The following is a 19,516-nucleotide window of genomic DNA, read 5'->3' as shown; positions in this document are numbered from 1 at the left end:
TGGTCCTGCCCGCCGCCGTGCGATCGAATCGAAGGCATGCGGCACACCGGATTCTTCGTCGATCCGAGGACACAGGGAGTCCTCGGCGCGCTCGCGATCGCCCTGTCCGCCCCGCTCGTCGCCCTGTCCGGGGTCAGCTCGACGACGGCGACGTTCTTCCGCTGCCTGTTCGCGTTGCCGATCCTGGTGATCTTGGCGCGTTCCAGGGAGCGGGGGCACCGTCCCACCCCGGCCGCACGCCGGCGCCACGTGCTCGCCGGTGTCCTGCTCGGCGTCGACATGGTGCTGTGGAGCGAGGCGATCCTCTCCGTCGGCGCGGGCGTCGCCACGGCGCTGGTCAACGTCCAGGTCGTCCTCGTCCCCCTGGCCGGTCTGCTGTGGTTCGGCGAGCGGCCGCCGCGGGCGTTCTGGCTGTCCATTCCGGTGATGCTGGCGGGGACCGCGCTGGCCGGTGGGCTGGCGGACGGCGGTGCCGTGGGCAGCGATCCCTGGTACGGCACCGTCATGGCGGTGCTGGCGGGAGTCGCCTACGCCGGTTACCTGATCCTGTTGCGTCGCGCCGGATCCGACGGCGGCGGGCGCACGGCGATGCTCGCCACCGCGACCGCGGCGTCGGCGAGCGTTGGCGGGCTTTCGGGTCTGCTCGCCGGAAACCTCGACGTCACGCCGCCGGCTTGGGCGTTGCTGTGGCTGTTCGTGCTGGCCGTGACCGGTCAGGTGCTCGGCTGGCTCCTGATCGGGAAGGCTTTGTCCGCGCTGCCCGCGAGCGGCGGGTCGGCCGTGCTGATGCTGCAACCCGCCGCCGCGATCCTGTTCGGTGCCGCCCTGCTCGGCCAGTGGCCGACCCCGCTGCAACTGGCGGGTTGTGCGCTCGTCGTCGCCGCGGTGGGCGCCGTCTCGTTCCTCGGCGGCCGGTCGTCAGGGAACCACCAGCACCGGCCAGTGCCCGGTCCTGATGAGCTTGGTCGCGACCGACCCCGCGAACCGGTGACCGGCCTTCTGTGAAGCGCCGACCACGACGGTGTCGACCTGGCTGCGGTCGGCGGTGTCGCGGAGCGCGGTGTACGGATCGCCGAAGGTCTTCAGGAAGCTGACCGGCACTTCCAGCTCTTCGGCCGCCGTGCGGATCTGCTCGCGGATCTCTTCGTAGAGCCGCACTGCCGTGTCGTGTTCCACCGTCGCCGCGATTGCGGGACCGAGCGCCGGACGGCAGACGAAGGCGACGATCAGCCTGCCGCCCTCGCGCCGGGCCATGCCGAAGGCGAAGGCGGCCGCCCGCATCGCCGTGTCGGAGCCGTCGACCCCGGCCAGGATGGCCCGCCCCGTGTGGTGCCGGGGCGGGCCGAAACGCTCCACAGTGGACTCGAAGGCCCTGTTCATCGCGCGCCTACCTGACGACCGCGTCGGACGCCGGGGCTGCCGTCTCCACGTCGAGCGTGGTGCGCAGGGTGAGCGGCTTGAGCAGCAGTGCCGCGATCACGCCCACGACACCCACCGCCGCGGAGATCAGGAAGATGTGCGCGGTCGCGTCGCCGTACACGGTGTGCACGATCGTCTGGACCTCCGGCGGCAGCGCCTTGAGGTTCAGCGCGCTGACGCTGCCCGTCGACGCCTGGCCCGCCGGTACGGGCAGCGCGGTGGACAGGTCGGCGGTGACCCGGTTCGCGAGCACCGCGCCCAGCACCGAGACGCCGATGGTGCCGCCGAGCGACCGGAAGAACGTGACCGAAGCGCTGGCCGCGCCCAGATCCCGCAGCGGCACGGTGTTCTGCACGGCGAGGACGAGGTTCTGCATCGTCATGCCGACACCTACGCCGACGATCGCCATCGCGACGCCGACCAGCCACAGCGGCGAGGCGTGGTCGACGGTGCCCAGCCCGAGGAAGCCGATCACCAGGGTGATCGTGCCCGCCACGATGTACGGCTTCATCCGTCCGGTGCGGCTGATCAGGCGCCCGGACACGGTCGACGAGACGAGCACGCCGCCCATCAGCGGAATGGTCAGCAGACCGGCTTCGGTGGGGGAGTAGCCGCGGCCGACCTGGAAGTACTGGCCGAGGAACACCGCGCCGCCGAACATCGCCATCCCGACCGCGAGGCTCGCGATGATCGCCAGCGCGGGGGTGCGCCGGGTGATGATGTGCAACGGGACGACCGGTTCACGGACCTTTCGCTCCACCAGCACGGCGAAGGCGAGGAGGACGACGCCGCCCGCCACCATCACGGCCGTCTGCCAGGACAGCCAGTCGAAGCCGTTGCCGACGAACGAGACCCAGATCAGCAGGACACTCACGCCCGCCGCAATCAGACCCGCGCCGAGGTAGTCCACCTGGACGCCTTCCCGGCGCACGGTCTCCAGCTTCAGGGTCCGCTGCAGCACGATGAACGCCGCCACCGCGATCGGCACGCCGACGAAGAAGCACCAGCGCCAGCCGAGCCACGGCACGTCCACGATCAGGCCGCCGAGCAGCGGCCCCCCGACGGTGGCGACCGCCATGACCGCGCCGAGGTAACCGTTGTAGCGGCCGCGTTCCCGCGGCGGGATGATCGCCGCGATCACGACCTGGACCAGCGCCTGCAGGCCGCCGACGCCGATGCCCTGGAACGCCCGGGCGGCGATCAGCTGCCCGGTGTTCTGGCTGAACCCGCTGATCGTCGAACCGATCACGAAGATCACGATCGCGATCTGCACCAGCGTCTTCTTGTTGAACAGATCGGCGAGTTTGCCCCAGATCGGGGTGGTGGCCGTCGCCGCCAGCAGGGTGGCCGTGACCACCCACGTGTACTGCGTCTGCGTGCCGTTCAGCGAGCCGATGATCAACGGCAGGGCGGTCGACACGACCGTCGAGCTGATCATCGCCACGAGCAGCGCGAGCAGCAGACCGGACAGCGATTCGAGCACCTGGCGGTGTCTCATCGCCCCTGACGGTGCCTCCGCCGTCGTTCCCTCGGTCTTCATGGCGTCCTTTCGAGCGGCAGTTGTTGCTCATTGTGCAAACTTGCACAGTGAGAACTTTATTCCCCTCGCTACGCTGTCCTGGTGGACACCCTCGACACGCTGCGCACCCGCAAGAAGGCGGCGACGCGGCAATCGCTGCACGAGGCCGCGCTCCGGCTGGCGATGGAGCACGGGCTGGACGGCGTGACCGTCGAGGACATCGCCGACGCGGTGGGCGTCTCCCGGCGGACGTTCTCGAACTACTTCGCGAACAAAGAGGACGCGATCCTGCACGCCGACCGCGAGCGCACCGGGCTGCTGGTGTCGCTGGTCGAGGGCAGGCCGCCGGGCGAGAAGCCCTGGCGGGCGCTGCGGGCGGCGTGCCGGGAGCTGTACCGGGCGCACCCCGTCCCCGACCGTGAATGGGTGGCGCAGCTACGGCTGCTGCGACGGCATCCGTCGCTGCTCGCGCGGCAGGCGGGCGATCAGTTCGCTCTCGAACGCGACCTGATCGCGGTGCTGCTCGCCAGGGGGCACGGCCTCGATCAGGAGCTGGCCCGGCTCACCGCGGCGACCTTCCTTGCCACGTTGCGGACAGGGAACGTGCTGTGGCTGGAAGGTCCGGAGGAGCAGCCGCTTCCCGAGCTGGTCGACCGGTTGCTGGGCCGCGTTCAGCTCCGGTGACCGAGGGCGTAGGCCGTCGTCAACCTCGTGAGTGGTAAGGACGGTTAGAGCCAACGGTGTCTTGCGTACCTACTGGAGGTGGCTGCTGGTCGGTCGCGGGTCCGTGAAGGCCTCCTTCCCTACGCTCAAGGTAGGGAAGGAGGCCTTCACGGACACCAGAACGCCGGCAACGGCACGTTAAGGCTGGTCCAGGTCCCCTCGTGAGTGGTAAGGACGGTTAGAACCGTCCTTACCACTCACGAGGAGGTCAGGCAGCGGCTCCCATTTCCGCAGCGTCCGGCCCTTCGGCAGGCGATCAGATCGAGCCGGTGCGCAACGCGAAGGCGACGGCGTGCGTGCGGTTGTGCAGGCCGTATCGAGACATCACCCGGTGGAGGATGTTCTTCACGGTGCTCTCCGAATAGGCGAGTTTGGCCGCGATATCTTCCGTGCCATGGCCGTCGGCCAGCAGGCGGAGGACTTCTCGTTCCCGGTCGGACAGGCCGGACAACGCGAGGCCGTTGGGTACCAGCAGGTCTTCCTGGATCCGTTCGAGCTGGGAGAGCAGGCTGCCCTGCAGGCGCGGCGGCAGCACGCCCGCGCCCTGGCTGACCGCGAGGATCGTCTGCACCAGGTGCTCGCCGTCGAGTTCGCGCCGCGGCAGCAACGCGGCCATGCCGCATTCGATCGCCGTCATCAGCACCTGGACCGGGAAATGGTCGGTGACGATCACGCATCTCGGTGGCGTGGCGAGTGACGACGCGGCGCGAACCTGACGGAGGAACGTGAAAACCCTGTCGCCGATCGAATCCCCGACCGTCACGATGACTTCGGCGGGCCCGAGGTCGGTGCCGGGCAGCACGGCCAGCCGACCGTCGGCGCCGAGGATGCTCGTCGTGCCGAGCCCGGCCAGCAGATCGGGGGCGTACACGGCGACTCTGACGCGATCGGTCGTCCTGCTGATCTTCTCCCCGTGAATCATGGCGAAGTCCCCATCCGAAGCGCTCGGAAACCCTGAAGCGGCCAGGCCGGTCGGCGTCGTTAATGGCTCTCGCTTTGATTAGAAGCTATAACCTTACAGCGTTGTATGTCAACAGCGGCGGCCGCGTCGTCACAGGGCAAGACGCCCGGCAGGCGGGAAAGGTTCACTGCGAAGGTGATCGGGCCAGGCGCTGTGTCACCGGGAGGTGAGGTCGTTCAGTTCGTCCGCGATCAACAGGTCGGGGTCGAACTTCATACCGGCGAAGTGGCCGGCGAGTTCGAGCGAGAGCACGCCGTGCAGCCGGGTCCAGAACGAGAGCGCGCGGTGCAGCGCCGAGGACGGGGCCGGATCGTCGCCCGCCCAGTCGCGATGGCCGTCCAGATGTTCGTCGAACGGGGTTTCCGGCTTGTCCACGGTGATCGCGCGGCACGCTTCGAGCAGCACGGCCATGACCTCGCTCGAGATGGCGGTGGTGTCCTCGGGCGCGTGGTAGCCGGGAACGGGCGTGCCGTAGATGAGGAAGTAGCGCTGCGGGTCGCTCCGGGCCCAGTCCCGGATGGTGACGGCGAGCCCGGCCAGATCGGCGCCGCCGTCGAACGCCGCGCGAACGGTGTCGGCGAGGCTCCGGTACGCGTCGCGGATGAGCGCGGTGACGAGATCGTCGCGGCTGGCGAAGTACCGGTACAGGGCGGGACCGCTCATCCCGACCTGTTTGGCGATCGCGTTGAGCGACAGCGCGGGCACCCCGGCGGCGGCGATCTGTTCCCACGCGTGCTGCTTGATCTCCGCGCGCACCTGGTCGCGATAGCGCTCCCGCGGGCTCTGCCCGTCCGCGTCCGTCATCGGCCCTCCCGCTCTGTCGGTCCGAAGCTTAGTCGGCGCTCCGCGGGCAGGAGCGCCAGTTCGGCCGAAGCCTGCTCGCGCAACGCGCCGGACGACGGCCCGGCGGAGAGGTCCATGGCCAGGGTGAGGCACTCCCTGGCTTCCTCGAAGGCGCCGGCCTCCCGCCAGGCCCGCCCCTCGCGGAAGGCGCAGGTCGCCTCCAAGGCGTCGAAACCGCCTTCCCAGGCGAGCCATCGGCCGGTGCGGTAGTGGCCCGCCGCCTCCCGCCATTCGGCGAGATCGCCGAGCACGTCGCCGATGGCGCGCAGGGTCAGGGCCTTCAGCAGCCGATGGAAACCAGGGTACGTCTCGCCTGCCAGCCGCTCGGCATCGGAAAGCACGGCCCGGTGCACGGCGAGCGCTTCGGAATGCCGTCCGGCGTTGAGCAGCGCGCGCCCGTAGAGGTTTCGTGCCGTGGTTTGCCCGTCCCAGAACGGGAGTTCGCGCGCCAGCTCGTACCCGCGCTTCGCGAACTCGAACGCTTCATCGTCTCTTCCGGTCAACCGCAGCACCTGGCCGAGATAGATGGACGCCCAGGTCCGCTCGACGCGGTCGCCGATCCCGGCGGCGATGTCCAGCGCGCGGCGGTGCGCCGCCACAGCGCCCTCGTCGTCGCCGAGACAGACGCTGGCGGCCCAGCCGACGAAGTTGAGCAGCTTCGCCTCGGCCCCGGCGTCGCCGAGCGCGTTCGCCGCGGCCGCGCCGAGCGAGAAGATCTCCCACCACGGCCGCTGGGCACTCCGCCCGTCGGAGTACCAGTGCAACGCGACGGCGAGGTCCCTGACCTCCCGGTGCATACCTTTCCGTGCCGCCACGCGGTGCGCGGCGACCCAGTTCCCGCCTTCGACGTCCAGCCAGCGGGCGCTCTCTTCCCGTGAGCCGAACCGGCCGGTCTCCGGCGCCTTGGGGTAGAACAGCCTGGCCGCCTCCGCCGCCTTGCCGAGCAGATGGGCGAGCACGGTGTCCCGTGCGGCCGGGTCTTCCTCCGCCTCGAACCGTTCCTCGGCGAACAGGCGGATCAGGTCGTGGAACTGATGCCGCTCCGGTTCCGCCGTGGTCTGCAGGAGGCTGGCGTCGACGAGTTCGTCGAGCTGGTCGCGGACGTCGGCGGGCGACGCGCCGGAGACGACGGCCGCGAGTTCGAGACCGAAGTCGGCGCCGGGCACGGTCGCCAGCAACTGGAACAGCCGCCGAGCCTCGGGCGAGACCGCGCGGTAGGACAGGTCGAAAGCCGAGCGCAGCCGCAGATCGCCCGCCGCGAGCGCGCGCAGCCGGGTGCTTTCGTCGCGCAGCCGCTCGGCGAGCTGGGCCAGGGACCACTGCGGCCGGGTGGCGAGCCGGTTGCCCGCGATCCTGAGCGCGAGCGGCAGATACCCGCACAGCTCGGCGAGTTCGCGTGCCGCGGCGGGCTCCGCCCGCACCCGGTCGGCGCCGACGATCTTGGCGAGCAGGCCGGTCGCGCCGTCGTCCGAAAGCGCTTCGAGCCCGAGCCACCGGGCGCCTTCGAGCCCGGCGAGCGTCCGGCGGCAGGTGATCAGGGTGAGGGAGCCGGGCCCGGTGACCAGCAGTGGCCGGATCTGCGCTTCGTCGGCCGCGTTGTCGAGCAGCAGCAGGACTTTGCGGCCTTCGAGCAGCATCCGCAGCAACGCCGACCGTTCGGCTTCGGAGGCGGGCACCTGCCCCGGCGCGACGTCCAGCGCGCGCAGCAGCCGGTCGAGCGCGGTCCCGGCGCTCAGCGGTCGTTCGTCCATCCCGCGCAGGTCCACCGCGTAGCCCCCGTCCGGGAACTCCGCGCGCCACAGATCCGCGGCGGTCACCGCGAGCGCGGTCTTCCCGACCCCGGCCTGCCCGACGATCGCGACCACGCCACCACCTTCGGCGACCTTCGCGGACAGCTGCTCCAGCTCGCTTTCGCGGCCGGACAGATCCGCGGTGGGCGCGGGCAGCGCGCACGTCGCCGCGGCCTGGGCGGCCAGCGCCGGATTTCGGCGACGTCCCTGTTTGGCGACGGTCAGGAAGAACTCCCGGTCGCCGCCGGTCAGGCCGAGCGCGTCGGCCAGCACCTCGGCGGAGCGTTGCTGGGCGGCTCGCGCGCGGCCGCGCTCCAGCTCGCGGAGGGCACGGACACTGATGCCGGAGGCCTCGGCCAGGCGCCCCTGTGTCCACCCCGCGGCCCGCCGGTGTTCGAGCAGGAGCTTGCCGAACACCGACCGCTTTTCGTTCGCCTCCACCGCGGCCCATTCAACCGGCAGGCTTCCGATGACGAAAAGCTGCCCCCTGCTTCCGCTTGTCCGGCCTTCTCGCGGGCCGGTTACCTGGAAGGCATGTCGACGATCATGACGACGCCCGTCCGCCCGGTCGTGCGGACCGAGGAGATCCGGGTCGCCGTGCACGCCGCCGATCCGCTGGTGCGGGCGGGGCTGCGCAGCGCGCTCGGCGACGGGCCCGGCATCAGCTTGCGCGAAGACCCGGCGCGGGCCGACGTCCTCGTCGCCGTCGCGGGGAACGACCCGCGGCGTATCCCGGCCGGGTCCGCGCGGCTGGTCCTGGTGGCCGATGAGCCCAACCAGGCCGAACTGTGGGCCGCGGTGGAACGCGGGCTCGCCGTCGTCGTCGCGCGCTCCGAGGCGACGCCGGGGCGGCTGCTGCGCGCGGTCGCCGACGCCCACGCCGGCCGGGGCGATCTTCCCGCCGATCAGCTCGGCAGCCTGCTCCGCGGGATTTCACGGCTGCACAAGGAAGTCCTCGAGCCCCGCGAGCTCACGCTCAGCGGTCTGTCGCCGCGCGAGACCGAAGTGCTCCGGCTGCTCGCGGAAGGATTCGACACCGCCGAGATCGCCCGGCGGGTGGCCTACTCCGACCGGACCGTGAAGAACATCCTGCACGGCCTGCTCAGCCGGTTCAATCTGCGCAACCGCACCCATGTCGTGGCGTACGCGCTGCGCGAGGGTCTCATCTGAGCGTCTTCAGATGACCCCTTCCCTGATCGCGTAGGCCACCGCGTGCGACCGGTTCCGCAGCCGTAGCCGGTCGGTGACGGCGTAGATGACGTTCTTGACCGTTCGCTCCGAATAGGCGAGTTCGGTGGCGATCTCCTGCGTGTCGAGCCCGTCGGCCATCAGGCGGAGGACATCGATCTCCCGTGAGGAGAGCGCCGCCCCGGCGGGCCCGTTCGGCGCGAGCATCTCCCGGTGCAGCCGCTCGGCGTGTTCGGCCAGCCTGCCGAGCAGCTCCCGCGGTGGGCCCACGGCGCCCGACGCGGCGACACGGACGCTGTCGGCCACCCGGGAGTCGGTCATCGCCGACCTCGGCAGGATGGCGACCACCCGGCACGCCACCGCCACCGCGAGACCTCCCTCCTCGATCCGGTCGGTCACCAGCACGATCGGCTTGCCGAATTCGGCGGTGGCCGCACGCAACGCGGTGACCGCGTCGCCGGAAAGCCGGTCGAACGCGGCGACGACGACATCGGTTTCGTCCCATGCCCGGTCTGCGGCCACCTGCACGGACGGGCGCGCTTCGAGAAGGTCGACCATTCCGGCCTTGGTGATGGGGTCCAGTGCGCAGACGCTCACCCGAACTGGTCGCATATGCTCTCTTCTGTCCACTGTGGATCTTCGATTTGTCAAGAGCCGCAGGGACAAAAAGCGTTGCCCGCATGAGCGAGTGGTGCTCTTGTACGGTGGGAACCGGGTAGCGGCCCGCCTCGGGTGACCCCCACACTCGATGGCGGGTCGCTTCCTTTCCGCGCGGCTCGTGGCGATTCTGGCCCGCCGTGAACGATCCCGGCAACGCGTACGCCCGCGTCCTGCTTCCCCCGCCAGCGGAGACTGGCCGAAGGGGCAAAAACCGGCTCTGACCTGCATTGACGCCACTTTGGCACATTGTGGCGCCAAATTGGCCTTGCCACGGTGCCATGATGGTGCCATGATGGCATCATGGATTTGACGCCCTTTGTGGACAACGTTCGCCGGGAACTCGCCGTCGCCGCCGAGGCAGGGGGAGCCGAGGCGAGCGCGCTCGCCGAACGCCTGACCGCGCCGCTCGCGTCGGCCATTCGTCTCGCGCTGCTGGACGCGTTGTCCGCCGCGTCGGACGAGATCACCCGTGACCTCGCGCCGGGTTCGGTCGAGGTCCGGTTGCGTGCCGGGGAAGCCAGCTTCGCCGTCGCGCTGCCCGCGGTCGACCAGGCCGAGCCTGTCGCGGCCGCCGCGCCCGAGCCTCCGGCGGCGCCGCTGCCGGAGGACGAAGGAGCGACGGCCAGGATCAACTTCCGGCTTCCGGAACACCTCAAGACACGCGTCGAGGAAGCCGCGGCCGCGCAAGGCCGTTCGGTCAACGCGTGGCTCGTGCGTGCCGCGTCCGCGGCGTTGAACCCGTCGGACCGGGCCACGCCGCCCGTCCCGGCGAGCGGCGGTCACCGCGGTTCGCAGCGGTACACCGGCTGGGTCAGCTAGACCCCGAAGACCAGCACAAACACCGATCACATCACCTTCGAGGGGACAACCATGCCTTCTTTCGCCACCCCGGAACCCATTCTCGCGGACCTCGAGCCGGTCGTCGGCAACGTCCGCATCGTCGCCGGCGACCGCACCGACACGGTCGTCGAAGTGGCCCCGCTCGACGAGAACAACGATTCCGACGTCGACGCGGCGAAGCGGACCGTCGTCGAATTCTCCGGCGGCACACTGACCGTCCGTGCGCCGAAGATGCGCCTGCTCGACTTCTCCAACCGGACGAGGTCGATCGACGTGACCATCGAACTGCCCGCCGGTTCCCGGGTGCAGGGGAGTACCGGGCTCGGTGACCTGACCGTGACCGGGCGGATCGGCGGCTGCCGCTACCGGTCCGGGACCGGGCACATCCACCTCGACCGAACCGGGGAGCTGAAGCTGCACTCCGCGTCCGGGAACATCGTCGTCGAGCACGCCGAGGGCAACGCCGACATCAGCACGAGCTCCGGCCGCGTGCACGTCGGCGGGATCGAGGGCACCGCGGTGGTCAAGAACTCCAACGGGCCCACCACGATCGGGGCCGCCGCCGGTGCGATCCGCATCCGTTCGGCCAACGGCGACATCACCGTCGACAAGGCCGAAAGCGGCGTCGAAGCCAAGACCGCCAACGGTTCGGTCCGGGTGCTCGACGCCGCGAGGGGCACGCTCACCCTCGAGACGTCGTTGGGGGACATCGAGGTCGGCATCCGCGAGGGCAGCGCGGCCTGGCTCGACGTGAACACCCGCTTCGGCCGCGTCATCAACGACATGACCGCCGCCACCGCGCCCGGCGACGCGGCCGACAAGGTCGAAGTCCGCGCCGGTACCTCCGTCGGCGACATCGTCGTCCACCGTTCCTGAAGGGAATACCCATGAGACACCCGGCCATTTCCGCGACCGGACTGCGGAAGTCCTACGGCGACAAGGTCGTTCTGGACGGCATCGACCTGCACGTCCCGACCGGCACCGTCTTCTCGCTGCTCGGCCCCAACGGGGCGGGCAAGACCACCACGGTCAACATCCTGTCCACTTTGGTCACTCCGGACGCCGGTGCGGCGACCATCGCCGGAGCCGATCTGGGCACCGACCCGGACGGCGTCCGCGCCGCCATCGGCCTCACCGGCCAGTTCTCCGCCGTCGACAATCTGCTCACCGGCGAGGAGAACCTGTTCCTCATGGCGGATCTGCACCATCTGCCGCGTCGTGCGGGGCGCAAGCGCGCCGCCGAACTCCTGGAACGGTTCGAACTGTCCGACGCCGCGAAGAAGGCACCGTCCACCTTCTCGGGTGGCATGCGCCGCAAACTCGACCTGGCGATGACGTTGATCGGCGACCCGAAGGTCATCTTCCTCGACGAACCGACCACCGGCCTCGACCCGCGCAGCCGCCGCACGATGTGGGAGATCATCCGTGACCTCGTCGACAGCGGCGTGACGATCTTCCTCACCACGCAGTACCTGGAGGAGGCCGATCAGCTCGCCGACCGGGTCGCCGTCCTCGACGGCGGCCGGATCGTCGCGCTGGGCACGCCCGACGAGCTGAAGCGACGCGTCTCCGGCGGTCATATGCAGCTGAAGTTCCCTGACGCGATTTCCTTGCGTGACGCCACTCGCGTACTTCGAGTGTCCATTTCGGACGAAGAAGCGCTGGCGCTTCGCGTGCCGACCGACGGCACCGTCGCCGCCCTTCGCGCCGTGCTGGACCGCCTCGACGCCGAAGCCGTCGCCGTCGACAGCCTCACCGTGCACACGCCGGACCTCGACGACGTGTTCCTCAGCCTCACCGGTCACCGGACCGACGCCACCAAGGAGATGGCCCGATGAGCACCCTGTCCCTTTCGATGCGCGACTCGGCGACCATGCTGCGCCGCAACATCCGGCATATGCGACGGTATCCGTCGCTCACCCTCATGCTGATCGGCCAGCCGATCGTGTTCCTGCTGCTGTTCGTCTACGTTTTCGGCGGCACGCTCGGGAACGGGCTCGGCGGCGGAGGCGGCAGAGCCGAATACGTCGGCTATGTCACGCCCGCCATCCTGCTCGTGACCGTGTGCAGCGCCGCTCTCGGTACCGCGATCTCCGTGGCGACGGACATGACCGAAGGCATCATCGCGCGGTTCCGCACGATGGCGATCAGCAAGGCGTCGGTGCTGACCGGGCACGTCGTCGGCGCGCTCATCCAGACGACGATCGCCCTCGCCGTGGTCTTCGGGGTCACGCTGCTCATCGGCTTCTCGCCGACGGCGGGAGTCGGCGAATGGTTCGCGGTCGCCGGCCTGCTGTTGCTGCTGACCATCGCGCTCACCTGGCTTTCCGTGGCGCTGGGCTTGGCGGCCAAGAGCGTCGAGACGGCCAGCAACACGCCGATGATCTTCATGCTGCTGCCGTTCCTCGGCAGCGGGTTCGTGCCCACCGACTCGATGCCCGCGTGGCTGCGCTGGTTCGCCGACTACCAGCCGTTCACGCCGGTCATCGAAACCCTTCGCGGATTGCTGCTCGGCACTCCGATCGGCAGCAGCGGCTGGCTCGCGATCGGCTGGTGCGTCCTGCTCTCGGTCGCCGGGTATGTGTGGTCGAAGTCCTTGTTCGCCAAGGAACGCGACCGCTGAACCGGGACCTGAACTGGGGGTCGCCCCGGGCCGGGAACTCCGGCCCGGGGCGCTTGGTCTTTCTCGCGTTTAGTCGACTGATCGCGGGGCTTCGCGCTGAGTGATTCGACGTTTGTGGTCGATTCATCTTTCGGTGTTGTTCGGCGTTTCGCTTCTCGCTTAAAATTACGAACTCGTGTTCGATCTGCCTGTCAGCCACGCCAGCGACGAGCCCTTCGGAATGCCACAGCACTGGCTCGAATGTGCGTGACCGGGCCGATCACGCACGACTGTGTGGATTTCGGGTCATCCAACGCCCCAAAATCCACACAGTCCTGTACGAGAGGGCCGGTCACGACCCGCCCGGACCGGGACCTGCCGCTGACGGACGCGGATCAGCAGGCGAAATCATCCCGCGGTCGCGTCCCGCCGACCAGGAACTCCGTCGCGAGGTCGTTCGCGCACTGGTTGTCCTTGTACAGGTACGCCAGATGTCCGCCCTGGTCGACGGTGACCATCCTGGCCCGGTCGCCGAAGGCTTGACGCAGCTTCCGTGCGCCCGCCGGCGGAGTGGCCGGGTCGCGGAGGTTCTGCACGATCAGGACGTTCGACGGGCCGCGGTCGGTGATCTTCACGGGCGGTTCGATCGGTTCGGAAGGCCAGAACGCGCACGGCGTGATGTTCGCGGCCGCGGCGCCGAACAGCGGGTGGCGGAAGCGGTCGATGGCGACGTTGCGCCGGTAGGTCTCGACGTCCTCCGGCCAGTCGGAGTCGTTGCAGATCACGTGCAGCTGGCTCGCGATGTAGTTGTCCGACGGGTAGCCCGCACTGGACGAGGACGAAGGGACGGGCTTCCCGGTGTCGAGCGCGCGCCAGGTTTCGGCGAGGTGCGGCAGCTTCTTGTCGTAGTAGAGATCGGCGAACGTGACGTGGCGGAACACCTGGCCGTTGTAGCCGTCCGGGCTCGGTGTCCTGTCCAGCCGCGCGGCGAGCTCGAAGTACTTCGCCGTCACCTGCGCCGACGTCCGGCCCAAGCCGTATTCGGGCTTGGAGGCGGCGAACTTCGCGAAGTCCGGGAAGCGGTCTTCGACGCCCTGGCCGAACAGGCGCGAGAAGGAGGCGTCCCAGCCGCCGGGGCCGGTCGCGCTGTCGAGCAGGAACCGGTCGCTGCGCTCGGGGAACAACGACGTGTACACCGAGCCGAGGTACGTGCCGTACGAGATACCGAAGTAGTTCACCTTCCGCTCGCCGAGCGCCTCGCGCACCCGGTCCATGTCGCGGGCGGTGTTGGCGGTGGTCATGTACGGCAGGAGCGGGGCGGTGGCCGAGGAGCCGCATTTCGCGGCGACGGCGGCGACCCGCTGGGCCTCGGTCGTGACGTCGGCCGAGTTCCTGGCGTACGTCGGGATGTTGGTCGGATGCTCCGCGAGGGACAGCCCGCACGTCACCGGCGTGCTGTTGTGGACCCCGCGCGGATCCATCCCGATGACGTCGTAGCTGTCCAGCACCTCCTGCGGGATGTTCAACTTCTTGAGGGTGGCCGGAAAGGCCAGCCCTTCGCCGCCGGGGCCGCCGGTGTTGGTGAGCAGTACGCCGCGGCGCTTCTCCGGTTCGGTGCTCGCCAGCCGGGAGATCGCGATCTCGATGGTCCTGCCGCCGGGGTCGCGGTAGTCCAGCGGGACCTGGATCGTGCCGCACTCCAGTCCGAGGCCCGCCGCCTCTTCCGGGCACGGCCCCCAATTCGGCGCTGTCGACGCGAGCGCCGGGGTCGCCGCGGCCACCAGCACGATGGCGAGAACGGGAAGGAGGGCTTTGCGCATGAGTGTTCCTCCACTTCGGACGGTCATCGGCGCGGCTCCCAGCGGAAGAGCCGCGACGCCAGGACGACGGCGACGACGACCCACGCCAGCGTCGGAGCGAGCAAGAGCAGTGAATCGGTGATGGCCACGCCGCCGTTCCAGGCGTTGACCGCGAGTTCGGTGGCCGAGCCGCCGGGCAGCAGCCGCTTGAGCAAGGTCAGCTCGTCGGTACCGGAGATGCCGACCCAGCTGGCGACGGCGATCACACCGAGACTGACCGGCAAGGTGGTGACCTGGGCGTGCTCGGGGGAGTTGGTCAGGCCCGCGGTGGCCAGGCCGAGGCCGATCATCATGGCGACGCTGGCGAGCACCGCCGCCACTAGCAGGGCGACGTCGGCGGGTGCTCCGGTGATCGCGCCCAGCACGACCATGATCACCGTCACCTGGACGAGCGAGATGACGGTGACCGGCAGCACCAGGCCGGCCAGGATGGACGCGTCACCCGCCGCGGTGGAGCGCAAGCGCTTGAGGAAGAGGTTCTGCCGCCGCGAGGCCAGTGTGGTCACCGCGCTGGTGTAGAGGCCGAACGCGCATACGGTGAACATCACGATCGCCGCGATGTAGCCGAGACTGCCGATCTTGGCGAAGACTTCGTGCTGGTAGACGAAGAACGCGGAGATGGCCAGTGGCATCACGAAGCTGGTGATCAGGACCGAGCGGTTCCGGAAGATCTGGATCAGTTCGCTACGGGCTATCGAAAGCATGAGAGTCCTTTGTGGCTAGTCGTTGTCGATGGCGCGGAACACGTCGTCGAGCCGGGTCGGGCCCGCTTCGAGGTCCCGCAGTTCGACCGCGTTGTCCCGCGCCCACCGCAGCAGGACGTGCAGGTCCTTCTGCAGGCCGAAGGTCTCGATGACGAACTTCCCGTCGTGTTCACGCCTGCCCTGCAGCGGCAACGCCGGAGCCGAGGGCGGCAGGGAGAACCGGATCACGGCGGGCAGCGTCCGCGTGAGTTCGGAGACCGTGCCCTCCTGGTGGAAGGTGCCCCGGTGCATCAGGCCGATGCGGTCGGCGCGCTGCTGGGCCTCTTCCAGGTAATGCGTGGTGAGCACGATGGTCGAACCGTCCTCGCGGAGTTTGTCGACCGCGTCCCACAGCGCGTCCCGGGACTGGATGTCCAGACCTGTCGTCGGCTCGTCCAGGAACACCAGCCGCGGCGAGCCGTACACCGCGGTCGCGAAGTCGAGCCGCCGCTTCTCGCCACCGGAAAGCTGGGACACCTTCGTGCCGGCCTTGCGGGTCAGGTCCACGATGCCGAGGACCCGTTCGAGCCGGTCCGTGCGCCGGGTCAGGCTCCCGATCAGGCGGATCGATTCCTTCACCGTCAGATCCGGGGAGAAACCGCTCTCCTGCAACATGATGCCCATCTCGGGGCGGACGGCGGCGCGGTCCCGCGGGCTCTTGCCCAGCACGCGCACCGTGCCCGACGTCGGGTTCCGGTGTCCTTCCAGGGTTTCCAGGGTCGAGGTCTTCCCGGCGCCATTCGTGCCCAGCAGGGCGTAGAACTCGCCCTGCCGGACCTGGAAGGACAGGTCCTTCACGGCGTGGAAGTGGCCGTACTTGAGGTTCAGGCGGTCAACGTCGATTGCTGTCGAAGTCATGGCACGATTTCAGCCGCTCGGCCGCGCGCCGACCAGTGCGGTCACGTCATGATCGGATATGACGTGGTGTCACTGTTGTCCGCGGCGGCGGAGGGCCGATACTGGACTCATGTCTGATGTGGACAGCGAGCCGGCGAAGGGAAAGCTGCGCAGGCTCAACCTCACCATGTTCTTCCCGCTGCTGGTCGTCGGCGGGGTGATCGTGGTCGTGTCCGACGCGCGGACCTGGTGGCACGCGGTCGTCCTGGGCGTGGGCGTGCTGGCGGCCATGGTGGCCTTCGTGCGGTGGGCGGCGGGCGAGGTCCTGCGGGTGGCGATCCCGTGCCTGGTCGTCACGGCGGCCGTGTGGCCGTTCTCGGTGCTGGTGGCAGGCGGGAGTTCGTCGTTCTTCGGCGTCTTCCTCGTGGGTTCCCTGGTCGTTCCCCAATTGCCCCGCCACCGGATCGCGGCGGCCGTCGCGCTGGTCGCGTACGTCGCGGGGGTGGGTGCGCTGAGATTGCTGGTCTCCCACGAGGACGTCTCCGGTGAGCTGGTCAGCTTCGTGTTCGTCCCCGCGGCGATCACCGCCGTCGTGCTCGGGCTCATGTTCCCCAACAAGCGGTTCTACGACGTCGTCAAGGAGCTCGAAGAGTCGCGCGAGCGGGAGGCGGAATTGGCCGTGATCAGGGAACGCGTCCGGTTCGCGAGCGACCTGCACGACATCCAGGGCCACACGCTGCACGTGGTGAAGCTCAAGGCCGCGCTCGCCAGGAAGCTGGTGGACATCGACGCCGAGCGGGCCAAACAGGAACTGGGGGAGATCCACGCGCTCGTGGCCGACACGATCACCCAGACGAAGGAACTCGCCTACGCCCAGCGCCGGCTCAACCTTTCCGCCGAACTGGAGAACGCGAGGAACCTTTTCGAAGCCGCGGGGATCCGCGTGCGCGTCAACCGGGAGGCGGACGTCGATCCGGCGGCGGGCAGGCTGCTCGGCCAGGTCCTGCGCGAGACCACGACCAACATCCTGCGCCACGCGCAGGCCACCCGCGTGCGGATCACGCTGTCGGAATGGAGCATCAGTATCGTCAACGACGGTGCCCAGCGAGCGCCGCTGCCCGAACTCCGGGGGCTGGCCGCGCTCGAACAGCGTGTCGTCGCGGACGGTGGTGAACTGACGGTGCAACAGGAAGACGGGCAGTTCGTGACGGCCGCGTCCTTCCCGGGCGGGGAGGAACGATGACCACGGTCGTGCTCGCTGACGACGAAGCCCTGCTGCGCAAGGCGATGGCCGCGTTGCTCCCGCTCGAAGGCGAGATCACTGTCCTGGCCGAGGCGGAGAACGGCGAAGAAGCCGTCGAGGCCACCTTGCGGCACGAGCCCGACGTTCTCGTCATCGACCTCGAAATGCCCGGGGTGGACGGGCTGGGCGCGGTCGCGGAGATCCGCCGCACCCGGCCGAACCAGGTCATCCTCATGCTGACCCGGCACGCGAAGCCCGGGGTACTCCGCAAGGCCCTCAAACTCGGTGTCCAGGGCTTCGTGAGCAAGGCCGCCGAGCCGTCGCACATCACGTTCGTCATCGGCACCCTGCATCAGGGCAAACGCTGGATCGACCCCGACGTCTCCGCGCTCGCCGTCGTCGACGACTGTCCCCTGACCGAGCGGGAGCTGGAAGTGCTGCGGGTGACCAGCGAGGGCTATTCCGTCGCCGAGATCGCCGCCCAGCTCCACCTCGCGCAGGGCACGGTGCGGAACTACCTCTCGAACGCCATGCAGAAGACCCAGACGCAGACCCGGCACCAGGCCGCGAGGTACGCCCGCGAACACGACTGGCTCTAGCGCGCCCGCACATGAGCGCGTTCACCCTGCGGTCCGAAAAGGACAAGGGTTTCGACGGCCTTCCCGTCGGGCGAGCCGAGCCAATGCGGCAGCGCGGTGTCGAACTCGGCGGCCTCGCCGGGCGGCAGGACCATGTCGCGGTCGCCGACCACCAGCCGCAACCGTCCATTGAGGACATACACCCATTCGTAACCGCCGTGGGTCTGCGGCGTGGGCTCCGCCGGTTCGGCCCGGCTGGGGATGAGCATCTTGAACGCCTGCACCCCGCCGGCCCGCCGGGTGAGCGGCAGGAACGTCATGCCGTGCCGGTGGATCGGCTGGAGGTGGATGCGTGGATCGCCGGTCCGGGGAGCGCCGACGAGGTCGTCGAGCGGCACGCCGTGCACGCGGGCCAGCGGCAGCAGTAGCTCCAGCGTGGGACGGCGGCCGCCGCTTTCCAGCCGCGACAAGGTGCTTTCCGAGATCCCGGTCGTCGCCGACAGCTCGGCCAGGGTCAGGCCCCGGTGTTTGCGCAGCGCCCGCAGCCGGGGACCGACCGCGTCGAGCACCTCGTCCGTCTCGTCCATGTCGCCGATCTTGCCAGGTCGGCAAGTTTTCGTGCCAATTCGGATGCTCCGGGGCGAAGGTGGCGGTCATGAACGCGACGGAATTCTGGAACGAACTCTACGAACGGAGCGTCGCCGAAGCACCGAAGGTGAACGCGAGACTGGCCGAGATCGCGGGCCCGCTGGCCCCGGGCACCGCGCTCGACCTTGGCTGCGGTGGCGGGGGAGACGCGTTGTGGCTGGCCGCGCGAGGGTGGCGAGTGACCGCGGTGGACATCTCCGGAGCGGCCGTGCGCTCGCTCCAGGCACGCGGCGCGCCGATCACAGCGCTCCGCGTCGATCTCGCCGACGATTTCCCTGACGGCGCCTTCGACCTGGTGTCGGCGCAGTACTTCCACACACCGTTCGAACTGGACAGGGCCCGCGTCCTGCGCACCGCCACGGGCTCGGTGAATCCCGGCGGGCGGCTGGTCGTGGTCGACCACGGCTCCGCCGCGCCCTGGTCGTGGGACCAGGACGCCGAGTACCCCACTCCCGGCGAGGTGGCGGCCGAACTGGAGCTCGACCCGATGGACTGGTCGATCGACCGCGCGGAGGCGGCGGAGCGCCTGGCCACCGGCCCGGCGGGCCGGACCGCGACCGTCATCGACCACGTCCTGGTGCTCCGGCGGGCCGGGCGATGAGCCGTAAACGCGACGCCGGGCCGCCTGCGACGGGTGCCGGGGAAAAGGACGTCCTCGCCGGGTTCCTCGACTATCTCCGCGCCGCGGTCATGGCCAAGGCCGAAGGGGTGCCGGAAGACCGCGCCCGCACTCCCGGCGTGCCGTCCGGCACGAATCTGCTGGGCCTGGTCAAACACCTGACCCACGTCGAACGCCACTGGCTGCTCGGCCACCGCGTCACCGACTGGAAGGCCACGTTCCAGCCGGGGCCGGACGACACGACAGCGTCGATTCTCGCCGCCTACCGGGAAGCCGTCGCCGCGGCGAACGCCGAGATCGCTTCCTGGGACGAACTCGCCGCGACCGGACCCCGCCGGGGATCACGGCGCTGGACGCTGACCCACCTGATCGAAGAAACCGCACGGCACGCCGGACACGCCGACATCCTGCGCGAACTGATCGATGGCGCCACCGGGCGCTGAA

Annotated in this window: 21 protein-coding genes; 11 read left to right on the top strand and 10 right to left on the bottom strand. The window is 69.6% G+C overall.

The features are described from left to right. Nucleotides 1-36 precede the first annotated feature (36 nt). Complete coding sequence (locus AC069I_RS34195) at nucleotides 37-1,005, top strand: DMT family transporter (protein ID WP_478267249.1); 969 nt, start codon at nucleotides 37-39, stop codon at nucleotides 1,003-1,005. Here the strand turns inward: AC069I_RS34195 and AC069I_RS34190 are convergent. Both AC069I_RS34190 and AC069I_RS34185 read right to left on the bottom strand, forming a co-directional pair. Beyond that, a complete protein-coding gene (locus tag AC069I_RS34190; protein ID WP_478267248.1) occupies nucleotides 919-1,380 on the bottom strand; it encodes a universal stress protein in 462 nt (153 codons plus the stop codon). The genes AC069I_RS34195 and AC069I_RS34190 overlap by 87 nt on opposite strands. Nucleotides 1,381-1,387: 7 nt before the next feature. Further along, entirely contained in the window at nucleotides 1,388-2,959 is a 1,572-nt protein-coding gene (locus tag AC069I_RS34185) for an MDR family MFS transporter (protein WP_478267247.1), read from the bottom strand. Between the two features lie 81 nt (nucleotides 2,960-3,040). Between AC069I_RS34185 and AC069I_RS34180 the strand changes: the two genes are divergently transcribed. After that, on the top strand, nucleotides 3,041-3,622 hold the full coding sequence (locus tag AC069I_RS34180; protein ID WP_478267246.1) for a TetR/AcrR family transcriptional regulator: 582 nt from the start codon (nucleotides 3,041-3,043) through the stop codon (nucleotides 3,620-3,622). A 295-nt stretch (nucleotides 3,623-3,917) separates the two neighbouring features. Here AC069I_RS34180 and AC069I_RS34175 read toward each other — a convergent pair whose 3' ends face one another. From AC069I_RS34175 to AC069I_RS34165, 3 genes are all read right to left on the bottom strand, one after another. Continuing rightward, complete coding sequence (locus AC069I_RS34175; protein ID WP_478267245.1) at nucleotides 3,918-4,583, bottom strand: helix-turn-helix transcriptional regulator; 666 nt, start codon at nucleotides 4,581-4,583, stop codon at nucleotides 3,918-3,920. 195 nt (nucleotides 4,584-4,778) lie between these two features. Then, nucleotides 4,779-5,426: a TetR/AcrR family transcriptional regulator gene (locus AC069I_RS34170; protein ID WP_478230163.1), complete on the bottom strand. Its 648-nt coding sequence runs from the start codon at nucleotides 5,424-5,426 to the stop codon at nucleotides 4,779-4,781. Further along, nucleotides 5,423-7,696, bottom strand: a complete 2,274-nt coding sequence (locus AC069I_RS34165; protein ID WP_478267244.1) for an ATP-binding protein — start codon at nucleotides 7,694-7,696, stop codon at nucleotides 5,423-5,425. Before AC069I_RS34165 ends, AC069I_RS34170 begins: the two co-directional genes overlap by 4 nt. A gap of 93 nt (nucleotides 7,697-7,789) precedes the next feature. On the opposite strand from AC069I_RS34165, the gene AC069I_RS34160 reads away from it, so the two are divergent. Then, nucleotides 7,790-8,425 carry a helix-turn-helix transcriptional regulator gene (locus AC069I_RS34160; RefSeq protein ID WP_478230161.1) on the top strand — a complete coding sequence of 212 codons (636 nt, stop codon included), beginning with the start codon at nucleotides 7,790-7,792 and terminating at the stop codon, nucleotides 8,423-8,425. A 6-nt stretch (nucleotides 8,426-8,431) separates the two neighbouring features. Here the strand turns inward: AC069I_RS34160 and AC069I_RS34155 are convergent, their stop codons facing one another. Beyond that, nucleotides 8,432-9,001 (bottom strand): helix-turn-helix transcriptional regulator, encoded by a 570-nt coding sequence (locus AC069I_RS34155; protein WP_478267254.1) that lies wholly within the window; start codon nucleotides 8,999-9,001, stop codon nucleotides 8,432-8,434. Nucleotides 9,002-9,403: 402 nt separating this feature from the next. Between AC069I_RS34155 and AC069I_RS34150 the strand changes: the two genes are divergently transcribed. The 4 genes from AC069I_RS34150 to AC069I_RS34135 are packed head-to-tail and all read left to right on the top strand — an operon-like array spanning nucleotide 9,404 to nucleotide 12,566. Next, entirely contained in the window at nucleotides 9,404-9,922 is a 519-nt protein-coding gene (locus tag AC069I_RS34150) for an Arc family DNA-binding protein (RefSeq protein ID WP_478267243.1), read from the top strand. Between the two features lie 51 nt (nucleotides 9,923-9,973). Further along, on the top strand, nucleotides 9,974-10,819 hold the full coding sequence (locus AC069I_RS34145) for a DUF4097 family beta strand repeat-containing protein (RefSeq protein ID WP_478230159.1): 846 nt from the start codon (nucleotides 9,974-9,976) through the stop codon (nucleotides 10,817-10,819). 11 nt (nucleotides 10,820-10,830) lie between these two features. Next, nucleotides 10,831-11,781, top strand: a complete 951-nt coding sequence (locus tag AC069I_RS34140; RefSeq protein ID WP_478267242.1) for an ATP-binding cassette domain-containing protein — start codon at nucleotides 10,831-10,833, stop codon at nucleotides 11,779-11,781. Next, complete coding sequence (locus tag AC069I_RS34135) at nucleotides 11,778-12,566, top strand: ABC transporter permease (RefSeq protein ID WP_478230157.1); 789 nt, start codon at nucleotides 11,778-11,780, stop codon at nucleotides 12,564-12,566. The genes AC069I_RS34140 and AC069I_RS34135 overlap by 4 nt, the downstream gene beginning before the upstream one ends. Before the next feature lie 374 nt (nucleotides 12,567-12,940). Here AC069I_RS34135 and AC069I_RS34130 read toward each other — a convergent pair whose 3' ends face one another. The 3 genes from AC069I_RS34130 to AC069I_RS34120 are packed head-to-tail and all read right to left on the bottom strand — an operon-like array spanning nucleotide 12,941 to nucleotide 16,005. Beyond that, a complete protein-coding gene (locus AC069I_RS34130; RefSeq protein ID WP_478230156.1) occupies nucleotides 12,941-14,365 on the bottom strand; it encodes an alpha/beta hydrolase in 1,425 nt (474 codons plus the stop codon). Between the two features lie 23 nt (nucleotides 14,366-14,388). Next, complete coding sequence (locus tag AC069I_RS34125; protein ID WP_478230155.1) at nucleotides 14,389-15,108, bottom strand: ABC transporter permease; 720 nt, start codon at nucleotides 15,106-15,108, stop codon at nucleotides 14,389-14,391. A gap of 15 nt (nucleotides 15,109-15,123) precedes the next feature. Further along, nucleotides 15,124-16,005, bottom strand: a complete 882-nt coding sequence (locus tag AC069I_RS34120; RefSeq protein ID WP_478267241.1) for an ABC transporter ATP-binding protein — start codon at nucleotides 16,003-16,005, stop codon at nucleotides 15,124-15,126. 118 nt (nucleotides 16,006-16,123) lie between these two features. Here AC069I_RS34120 and AC069I_RS34115 point away from each other — a divergent pair, with 118 nt between their 5' ends. Both AC069I_RS34115 and AC069I_RS34110 read left to right on the top strand, forming a co-directional pair. Further along, on the top strand, nucleotides 16,124-17,227 hold the full coding sequence (locus tag AC069I_RS34115) for a sensor histidine kinase (RefSeq protein ID WP_478233250.1): 1,104 nt from the start codon (nucleotides 16,124-16,126) through the stop codon (nucleotides 17,225-17,227). After that, nucleotides 17,224-17,826 carry a response regulator gene (locus AC069I_RS34110; protein ID WP_478230153.1) on the top strand — a complete coding sequence of 201 codons (603 nt, stop codon included), beginning with the start codon at nucleotides 17,224-17,226 and terminating at the stop codon, nucleotides 17,824-17,826. The genes AC069I_RS34115 and AC069I_RS34110 overlap by 4 nt, the downstream gene beginning before the upstream one ends. Here the strand turns inward: AC069I_RS34110 and AC069I_RS34105 are convergent. Then, nucleotides 17,823-18,392 carry a helix-turn-helix domain-containing protein gene (locus AC069I_RS34105; protein ID WP_478267240.1) on the bottom strand — a complete coding sequence of 190 codons (570 nt, stop codon included), beginning with the start codon at nucleotides 18,390-18,392 and terminating at the stop codon, nucleotides 17,823-17,825. The two genes, AC069I_RS34110 and AC069I_RS34105, sit on opposite strands and share 4 nt — an antisense overlap. Nucleotides 18,393-18,460: 68 nt before the next feature. On the opposite strand from AC069I_RS34105, the gene AC069I_RS34100 reads away from it, so the two are divergent. Further along, complete coding sequence (locus AC069I_RS34100) at nucleotides 18,461-19,054, top strand: class I SAM-dependent methyltransferase (RefSeq protein WP_478267239.1); 594 nt, start codon at nucleotides 18,461-18,463, stop codon at nucleotides 19,052-19,054. Then, nucleotides 19,051-19,515, top strand: a complete 465-nt coding sequence (locus AC069I_RS34095; RefSeq protein WP_478230151.1) for a DinB family protein — start codon at nucleotides 19,051-19,053, stop codon at nucleotides 19,513-19,515. The genes AC069I_RS34100 and AC069I_RS34095 overlap by 4 nt, the downstream gene beginning before the upstream one ends. The last annotated feature ends 1 nt before the right edge of the window (nucleotide 19,516 follow it).

It is taken from the genome of Amycolatopsis sp. NPDC043885 (assembly GCF_056435685.1).
Note: the sequence above shows the minus strand (reverse complement) of the source record. Positions and strands in the feature narration are given on the sequence as shown.